Source organism: Microvirga sp. P4_A5 (genome assembly GCF_056402495.1).
In genome coordinates, this window is record NZ_JBFUHH010000183.1 from 1 (window position 1) to 3,076 (window position 3,076).

The window sequence follows — 3,076 nt, forward strand, 5'->3', positions numbered from 1 at the left end:
GCCTCGCTCGGCCATCATCTCTTCGAGGTTGCGCAGGCTCAGACCATACGCGAGATACCACCGGACGCAGAGCAGGATCACCGAGCGATCGAAATGCCGACCTTTGAACATGACGTCCTTCCCCGAACTGGACAGCCAAGGTAGCAGGTAACAGGAAACAAAAAGTTTGCGACGAGCCCGGCGAAGACCAGTGCCGATCGTATCACGCTTCGGCTCCCGAACCCCTGAAACGTGCCAAAGATGCGAGGTATGCGGCATGGGCACCCGGCCGGCATCGCCCTTATGCGCGGCCTCCGACACAATCGTTGCCGCTTTCACGTGCGCGTGTTGCGAAGGAACTCGGCAAGACGTTGGCTGCGCGGATTCCCGAAGATCTCCGAGGGCGGGCCATCCTCGACGATCTGACCTTGCTCCATGAATACAACTCGATTCGACACGTCGCGCGCGAATCTCATCTCGTGCGTGACGATCAGCAACGTGGCGCCGTCGTCGGCGATGCTTTTCACGGTATTCAGCACCTCCTGAACGAGTTCGGGGTCGAGCGCGGATGTGACCTCGTCCAGAAGCACCAGTTTGGGATCCATCGCGAGAGCGCGCGCAATGGCGACACGCTGCTGCTGTCCGCCCGAGAGTTGACTTGGGTAATGGTCGGCGCGGGGGCCAAGCCCGACCCGCCCGAGCCACTTCTCCGCGATCGCGCGCGCCTCGTCGCGGCCGAGACGGCGGACCTTGCGCAGGCCAAGCATCACATTTCCGGCGGCGGTGAGGTGCGGAAACAGATTGAAGCTCTGAAAGACCATTCCGGTCATCGACCGCTGCCGCGATAAGTCGCGGTCGCGCAGGCGTTGCCGACGCCCGCCCGACATACGATACCCGATGGTTTCGCCATCGAGCACGATATCGCCGTCCTGAAATTCCTCCAAAAGGTTGACGCATCGCAGAAGTGTCGTCTTGCCGGACCCGCTCGAACCGATGATCGACACCACCTCGCGCGGGTTCAGGGCGAGGTCGACACCCTTGAGAACCTCCAGCGTCCCGAATTGCTTCCGCAGGCCCCGGATCTCCAGCAAGGGACACATGGTTTCGTTCATGGATGCCCTCCGACGCGGCGTTCGACGGATTTTCCGACCTGATCGAGGAAAATGTTGGCTATCAGATAAAGAACGCCGGCAAAGACATAAAATTCAATGGTCATGAAGTTTCGGCCGATGACTTCCTGGGTCTTCAGCAGCAACTCGCCGACGCCGATCATCGACAGCAGACTCGAACCTTTGATGAGTTCGACGCCGGTGTTGATCCAAGGCGGCAGGGCGCTCCGCAGAGCCTGCGGGAGGAGCACATAGGCGAGCATCTGCGGAAAGGTCAGGCCGATGCTGCGCGCCGCCTCCGCCTGACCGGGCGGAATGGACTGCAAGGCGCCACGCAGCAACTCGCCGATATGGGCGCCGGCAAAAAGCGCCAACGCAAGGATCCCCGCCTGGGTGGCGCTGAGGTTCAAGCCGGCCACCGACGGGATGTAGAATGCCGCAAGGATCAGGACGAGCAACGGCGTCCCCCGCATCACGTCGACGTAGATGCGGAAGGGCAACCGCACCAAAGCCGGCGCATAGACGAGCTGGATTCCGACGAGGCAGCCGAGCGCCGTGCCGCAGGCAATCGCCGCGGCCGCAATCCCGATCGTCAGAAGGAAGCCATCCCAGAGCGGCCAACGCGCTGTCCAGACCTGGTCGAGGAACAATTCCATGCGCGTGCCTTTCCCTGCTCAGAACTTGGGAAAGCGACGTTCGAGGCCGCGCAGCAGCGACGCGATGGCAAAGCACGTCGCCACGTAGAGGGCGCTTGCCACCAGCCACGTCTCGACGACACGGAAAGTATCCACGTTGATCTTGCGGGCTTCGAAAGTCAGTTCCGGAATGGCGATCGCGGCCGCGATGGAACTGTCCTTGAACATTCCGATGAACGTGTTGCCGAGGGATGGCAGGGCGTTGCGCAACATGATCGGCGCGGTGACCCAAAGGCCAGTCTGAAATCGCGTGAGGCCAATCGCACGGCCAGCCTCAATCACCCCTTTCGGCACCGAAAGCAACCCGCCCCGAAAAACCTCCGTCAGGTACGCGCCCGAATAGAGCGCGAGCGCGCCGATGAAGCTCTCATACTTGTCGAGCCGAAAACCTGCTTGCGGAAGCGCGAAATAGACCAGCAGGACCAGCACGAGGAGCGGCAGGTTCCGGATCAGCGTGACGTAGGATCCTGCTATCAAACGGCCGACGCGAGATGGCCCGACGCTGGCGAACGCCGCCAGCAGTCCGATGAAGGTCCCGATCAGGACAGCGCCGACAGCCAATCCAAGACCGATGGCGAGCCCCAACAGAAGCTTGTCGAAGCTCGCCCAGATCGCGCCGAAATGCAGCGAATACCCCACGGCCTGTCAGACCCGATCAGCGAAGCTCGTATGGGAACCCGATTTTCGGCTCGGGGGGGGATTCACCGAACCATTGTTCGAACGCCTTCTTATAGACCGGGAATGTCGTGCCGGTCATCGATTCCCGCAACGCGACGTTGACGAAATTCAGCCAATCCGGCTCACCCTGCTTGACGATGCACGCATAGCTTTGCGGATTCCAGCTGAAGCCAGAATCGACATAGCGTCCGGCATTCTGCTTCATGTAGTAGCGGAGCGACGAGGAATCGGTCGCGGCCGCATCGGCGCGGCCGGAATTCAGCGCCTGATACATTAGGTCGACGCTTTCGAACTGATCGACCTTCGCCTCCGGAAGCGCGTCGCGCACCATTCCTTCGGCAAACACGTTCTGGAGAACCGATACCGTTACTTTGTTGCCTGCCGCCTTCATCGCAGCGTAGTCGGCGTATTTTCCGCCCTTTACCAACATCAGGCTCACGCCCTCGCGGTAATAGGGAATGGTGAACGCCACCTGCTGCGCCCGAGCGGCGGTAATCGTCACGAACTGACAGGCAATATCAACCTTGCTGGTAACAATGTTTGGAATGCGGGCATCGGACGCCTGGTTGACGAACTCGATTTTCGTCGCATCGCCGAAGAGACCCTGGGCGATGA

General features: G+C 60.9%; 4 protein-coding genes and 1 pseudogene. All 5 read right to left on the reverse strand.

Features of this window, described 5'->3' with window-relative positions; genetic code table 11:
* Window positions 1-111, reverse strand: a pseudogene (locus AC1DVM_RS22870) (IS6 family transposase); the annotation flags it as partial.
* 203 nt (window positions 112-314) lie between these two features.
* Window positions 315-1,079 carry an amino acid ABC transporter ATP-binding protein gene (locus AC1DVM_RS22875; protein WP_477258402.1) on the reverse strand — a complete coding sequence of 255 codons (765 nt, stop codon included), beginning with the start codon at window positions 1,077-1,079 and terminating at the stop codon, window positions 315-317.
* Between the two features lie 8 nt (window positions 1,080-1,087).
* Window positions 1,088-1,744, reverse strand: a complete 657-nt coding sequence (locus AC1DVM_RS22880; protein WP_477258396.1) for an amino acid ABC transporter permease — start codon at window positions 1,742-1,744, stop codon at window positions 1,088-1,090.
* Between the two features lie 18 nt (window positions 1,745-1,762).
* Complete coding sequence (locus tag AC1DVM_RS22885; RefSeq protein WP_477258398.1) at window positions 1,763-2,422, reverse strand: amino acid ABC transporter permease; 660 nt, start codon at window positions 2,420-2,422, stop codon at window positions 1,763-1,765.
* Window positions 2,423-2,438: 16 nt separating this feature from the next.
* Window positions 2,439-3,076: transporter substrate-binding domain-containing protein (locus AC1DVM_RS22890; RefSeq protein ID WP_477258400.1), on the reverse strand; the 638-nt coding region annotated here is incomplete at its 5' end.